Source organism: Mesorhizobium sp. M7A.F.Ca.CA.004.04.2.1, assembly GCF_004022825.1.
Taxonomy (GTDB): Bacteria; Pseudomonadota; Alphaproteobacteria; order Rhizobiales; family Rhizobiaceae; genus Mesorhizobium.
This window is the reverse complement of the sequence record NZ_RZPH01000374.1, coordinates 1-5,259: the sequence shown is the minus strand read 5'-3', so window position 1 is coordinate 5,259 and position 5,259 is coordinate 1. Positions and strand designations below refer to the sequence as shown.

Annotated in this window: 6 protein-coding genes; 4 read left to right on the top strand and 2 right to left on the bottom strand. The window is 64.3% G+C overall.

Annotated elements, in window-relative coordinates; translation table 11 throughout:
• The 3 genes from EN893_RS17600 to EN893_RS17590 all read left to right on the top strand — a co-directional run.
• Nucleotides 1–994 (top strand): MotA/TolQ/ExbB proton channel family protein (locus EN893_RS17600; RefSeq protein ID WP_245490854.1); only part of this gene is annotated, 994 nt, incomplete at its 5' end.
• A 1-nt stretch (nt 995) separates the two neighbouring features.
• Complete coding sequence (locus EN893_RS17595; protein WP_127272583.1) at nt 996–2,027, top strand: peptidoglycan -binding protein; 1,032 nt, start codon at nt 996–998, stop codon at nt 2,025–2,027.
• A gap of 237 nt (nt 2,028–2,264) precedes the next feature.
• Nucleotides 2,265–2,693: a hypothetical protein gene (locus tag EN893_RS17590; protein ID WP_127269091.1), complete on the top strand. Its 429-nt coding sequence runs from the start codon at nt 2,265–2,267 to the stop codon at nt 2,691–2,693.
• Between the two features lie 75 nt (nt 2,694–2,768).
• Here the strand turns inward: EN893_RS17590 and EN893_RS17585 are convergent, their stop codons facing one another.
• Nucleotides 2,769–3,122 carry a DUF1304 domain-containing protein gene (locus tag EN893_RS17585; RefSeq protein WP_127269092.1) on the bottom strand — a complete coding sequence of 118 codons (354 nt, stop codon included), beginning with the start codon at nt 3,120–3,122 and terminating at the stop codon, nt 2,769–2,771.
• A gap of 141 nt (nt 3,123–3,263) precedes the next feature.
• Between EN893_RS17585 and EN893_RS17580 the strand changes: the two genes are divergently transcribed.
• Nucleotides 3,264–4,751, top strand: coding sequence for a carboxypeptidase M32 (locus EN893_RS17580; protein WP_127269093.1), 1,488 nt, complete (start codon nt 3,264–3,266; stop codon nt 4,749–4,751).
• A 31-nt stretch (nt 4,752–4,782) separates the two neighbouring features.
• Here the strand turns inward: EN893_RS17580 and EN893_RS17575 are convergent.
• A partial coding sequence (locus EN893_RS17575; RefSeq protein ID WP_128361669.1) for an ATP-binding cassette domain-containing protein occupies nt 4,783–5,259 on the bottom strand: 477 nt, incomplete at its 5' end.

Genomic DNA, 5,259 nt, shown 5'->3' with positions numbered 1-5,259 from the left:
ACGTTCTGATGTCCTGATCTACGACCCGCATAAATTATCGAGCCCGCAGGTCTTTCTGCTGACCATGGTGATCTTCCTGGTCATCGTCGCCTTCATCGCCGCCATCCTCACCCGACAGATCTCAACCGCTTTTGGCAGCAATCCCGGCCTCAATGGCCTGATCGTCGGCGTGCTGGTGGTCGGCATCCTTTTGGCCTTCGCCCAGGTCGGGCGACTGTTTCGCGAAGTGCGCTGGGTCAACTCCTTCCGTGCCGGCTCGGAAACGACAGAACCAGTGCTTCTGGCGCCGATGAAGGCGATGATCGGCCGCTCCTCGGCGACGGCCTTCTCGACCAGTTCGATGCGCACCATGCTCGATTCCATCGCCACCCGCCTCGACGAAAGCCGCGACACCTCGCGCTATCTCGTCGGCCTGCTGGTGTTCCTCGGCCTGCTCGGCACTTTCTGGGGACTGTTGAACACCATCGGTTCGATCCGCGAGACCATCGAATCGCTCGATCCCGGCACCGGTGACGCCGCCGCGGTGCTCGATTCCCTGAAGCAGGGGCTTTCGGCGCCGCTGGCCGGCATGGGCACCGCCTTCTCGTCCTCGCTGTTCGGCCTCTCCGGCTCGCTGGTGCTCGGCTTCCTCGACCTGCAGGCCGGTCGCGCCCAGACACGCTTCTACACCGAACTGGAAAACTGGCTGTCCTCGGTGACCGACCTGTCGTCGGACATCGTCGTCGCCGACCCAGCCAAGACCGAATCCTCCGACGAGATCCGGGTGCTGTCGGAAAGGCTGCGCTCGATGCAGGAGAATGGCGGCGGCTCCAACCCGCGCGTCGCCACCGCCATGGCCAATCTCGCCGACGGCATTTCCGGCCTGGTCAAGAACATGCGCTCGGAACAGCAGATCATGCGCGACTGGGTCGAAGCCCAGTCCGACGAGCAGAAGGCGATGCGCAACACGCTGGAAAAGATCGCCGATGCCCTGAAGAAGCCCGGAGTGCACTGAAGTGGCACTCGCCAGGGGCCGGCGCACCGATCGCCGCATCGACTACTGGCCGGGCTTTGTCGACGCGCTGTCGACGCTGCTTTTGGCCATCATGTTCCTGCTCACGGTCTTCGTGCTGGCGCAGTTCCTGCTGGGACGCGAAATCTCCGGCAAGGATACGGCACTCTCGCGCCTCAACTCGCAAATCAACGAGCTGACCCAGTTGCTGGCGCTGGAGCGCTCGACGGCGCAGGACAAGGATGATTCACTGGCCAATCTGCAGGCGTCGCTGTCAGCCGCGCAAGCGGAAAGGAGCCGGCTCCAACAGTTGCTGGCGCAAGGCGCCGGTGCCGGCGACGCCGCCAACCAGCGCGCCGCGGCGCTGGGCGGCGAACTCGACAACCAACGCCAGATCAGCCAGCAGGCGCTGAGCCAGGTCGAGATCCTCAACCAGCAGATCGCGGCACTGCGCAAGCAGATCGGCGCGCTCGAGGATGCGCTCAACGTCTCCGAAATCCGCGACCGCGATTCCAACACCAAGATCGCCGACCTCGGCCGACGCCTCAACGTCGCTCTGGCACAGCGCGTGCAGGAGTTGAACCGCTACCGCTCCGACTTCTTCGGCCGCTTGCGCGAAATCCTCGCCGACCGAGAGAACATCCGTATCGTCGGCGACCGCTTCGTCTTCCAGTCGGAAGTGCTGTTCCCGACCGGCTCCGAGGTGATCAACGATGCCGGCAAGGTCGAGATGAAGAAGCTCGCCGACGCCATCATCGAGTTGCAGAAGGAAATCCCGCCCGAGATCAACTGGGTGCTGCGCGTCGACGGCCACACTGACAATAAGCCGCTCTCCGGCGCCGGCCGCTACCGCGACAATTGGGAGCTGTCGACGGCGCGTTCGACATCGGTGGTGAAATTCCTGATCGAAAACGGCGTGCCTGCCAACCGGCTCGTAGCCGCCGGTTTCGGTGAGTTCCAGCCGCTCGACCCCGCCGACACCGAAGAGGCGCGCAATAAGAACCGCCGTATTGAACTGAAGCTCACCGAACGTTGATCCAAAATCACGCGAACTTGTTCGTCGGCTCAACTCTAGAGCGCAGATAGAGGCCGACAAGGCCTGAAAAGATTATCTTTTTTTAATTACACATTGTCGCAGGGCGATCCTAACTTGCCGCCCGGGCCGAGAACCGCCGGCGATGAACCCCCTCATCGCGACGCGACGGAACCGGACGGCCCAAGGCCGGAAGGCAGGCGGACAACCGCCGCCTTCCTCTACAAGAGGAGACGCGTGATGCGCTCTTTCAAGACCTCGCTTAGAACTGCTACACTCACGGCGCTCCTCATCGCCGTTCCGCTTGCCGGCGCCTATGCCGCGGGCCATCACAAGGGCGCTCTCGACGCGGCCGATCCGACCGACATGACTGGCCCGCGTGTCGAGGCGCTTATCGCACAGGTGCAGGGCGTCCGGCAGGGCATCGTGGACGCAAGACAGGCCAACAACATCACCCCGGCCGTGGCGGAACGCCTGGAAATGCGCACGGCCCACATCGGTCAGGCGGCAGAGAAAGTCGCCGCGTCCGATCACGGCAGGATACCGGCCGCGCAATATCATGACCTGCTGCGCCGGCTCGACAATGTCGACCAGCGCCTGAGGGTCGATACCGGCAGCGGTTTCCTGATGGGCGACGGCGACGACGGCGGCAACTACCCGAACGGCTGAGGCCATAGCGCCCGAAACGGTCCAAGAGGAAGGGATCACCTGACGCTTTCGGGAGCCATCCCGCGGGCGTCCTTTTTACCAGCCCAGCCAGACCGCGATCAGCGCGGCAATCGCCGGCGCGGTCTGGATAAACAGGATTTTGCGGCCAACCGTTGCCGCGCCATAGAGGCCGGCAACAGCCACGCACAGCAGGAAAAACACCTTGACCTGGAAACCGGCCGCCCCGAGGTAAAGCCCCCAGATGAAGCCGGCGGCGAGGAAACCGTTGTAGAGCCCCTGATTGGCGGCGAGCACCTTGGAGGCGCTGGCGAATTCCGGGGTCAGGTTGAAAGCCTTGTGTCCGCGCGGCGTGTCCCACAGCACCATCTCCAGATAGACGATGTAGGCATGGATCAAGGCCACCAGCCCAACCAGGATGTTGCCGATCATTTCGTCCCCCTTGCGTTGTCGCCGGCAGCATTCCATGCGCGGCATCGCCTGCGCAAGGTGCATTTGCCCGACGGCATCCGAGGGTTGCCAACGCATTTGTGTTGGTGTCTTTTCGCGCCGTCCCCAATCACGGAAGCCGCCATGTCCTTTCAGAAACTCGATGACCTCTGCCACAAGCTCGAAGCGCTCGAGCATGCACTGGCCATTCTCGGCGCCGATGAGGCCACCCACATGGCCGTCGGCGGTGGCGAGAAGCGTGCCGAGGCGATGTCGGCACTGGCCGGCATGTATCACACCAGGGCAACGGCGCCGGAGATAGCCGACTGGATCGCTGCGGCCGAACAGGAAGCATTGGGTGAAGAGCAGCGCACTGCGGTCTCGGAACTGCGGCGCCAATACGCCAACCTGACCTGCCTGCCGGTCGAATTCGTCGAACGCCAGACGACCGCGCGCATGCGTTGCGAGCAGCTGTGGCGCGGCCTGCGCGCCAAGAACGACTGGGCGGGCTTCCAGCCGGCGCTGGAGGGCGTCGTGGCGCTGGTGCGCGAGGAAGCGGCGCTGCGTGCCGATGTGCTCGGCCTCGCCCCCTATGACGCGCTGATGGAGCAGTACGACCCCGGCAACCGCACCGCCGACATCACGCCAGTGTTCGCCGACCTGAAGGCTTTCCTGAAAGGTTTTGTGCCGGAGGCGCTGGCTATCCAGGACGCACGGCTGCGCAAGCGCCCGCTGAAGCCGCTCTCAGGCACCTATGCGATCGACCGGCAGCGCGAGCTCGGCCTTGCCATGATGGCGGCGGTCGGCTTCGACCTGACACACGGGTCGCTGTCGGTGTCGCACCACCCTTTCTGCGGCGGCGTGCCGAGCGACGTGCGCATCACCACCCGCTACAAGACTACAGACTTCCTGTCGGCGCTGATGGGCGTACTGCACGAGACCGGCCATGCGCTCTACGAGCAGAACCTGCCGAAGGCATGGTCGCACTGGCCGCTCGGCAAGGCGCGCGGCATGGCCGTGCATGAAAGCCAGAGCCTGTTCGTCGAGAAGCAGCTCGGCCGCAACCCGGCCTTCTGGCGCTGGGCGCTGCCGGTGGTCGAAAAGCATCTCGGCGAAGCCTGGTCGCTCGACGACATCCTGCCGCATGTGCATCGCGTCGAGCGCGGCCTGATCCGTGTCGATGCCGACGAGGTGACCTATCCCCTGCATGTCATCCTGCGCTACGAACTGGAGCAGGAACTCGTCGCGGGTCGGCTGGAGGTGGCTGATCTGCCCGAAGCCTGGGACGCCAAGATGCGTGACTATCTCGGCCTCTCCACCATCGACAACCCCGCCGACGGACCGATGCAGGACGTGCACTGGCCGGGTGCGGCCTTTGGCTATTTCCCATCCTACACGCTGGGCGCGATGATGGCGGCGCAGCAATGGGCGGCGCTGACGCGGGATCATCCTGCCGCCGACGAGGATCTCGCCAAAGGCAATTTCGAGGCGATCAACGACTGGCGCCGCGAAAAAATCTGGTCGCAGGGATCACGCTGGTCGACGCCGGACCTGCTCGAACGCGCCACCGGCGAAAAGCTCAACGCCACTTATTTCGTGAACCATCTGAAGCAGCGATACGGAGCCGTATAGCGGCTGCCGGCACAGCGGCAGATGTTTCTGCCTACTCAGCCGCGCCCCTGAAAGCACTGGCTCCGGTTTCGAACTGCAGCTTGGCCAGCCGCGCATAGATGCCGCCCTTGGCGACAAGGCTTTGATGCGTGCCTTCCTCGACGATCGAGCCGCCATCCATGACCAGGATCCTGTCGGCCTTCAGCACCGTTGCCAGGCGGTGGGCGATGACGATCGTGGTGCGGCCCTGCATCAGCCGTTCCAGCGCCGTCTGCACCAGCGTCTCGCTTTCGGCGTCGAGGGCGGAGGTGGCCTCGTCGAGCAGCAGGATCGGGGCGTCGCGCAGGATGGCGCGGGCGATCGCAACCCGCTGGCGCTGGCCGCCTGACAGCGTCACGCCGCGCTCACCGACCTGGCTGTCATACCCGTTCTCGAGCTTGAGGATGAATTCATCGGCAAGTGCATCCTTCGCCGCCGTCTCGATTTCGGCCTTGCTGGCTCCCGGCCGGCCGAACCCAATATTGTCACG

What these genes read in the sequence shown, in the direction of transcription:
- EN893_RS17590 (WP_127269091.1), top strand. Translation starts at nt 2,265, where the DNA reads ATGCGCTCTTTCAAGACCTCGCTTAGAACTGCTACACTCACGGCGCTC.
- EN893_RS17580 (WP_127269093.1), top strand. Translation starts at nt 3,264, where the DNA reads ATGTCCTTTCAGAAACTCGATGACCTCTGCCACAAGCTCGAAGCGCTC.
- EN893_RS17585 (WP_127269092.1), bottom strand. Translation starts at nt 3,122, where the DNA reads ATGATCGGCAACATCCTGGTTGGGCTGGTGGCCTTGATCCATGCCTAC.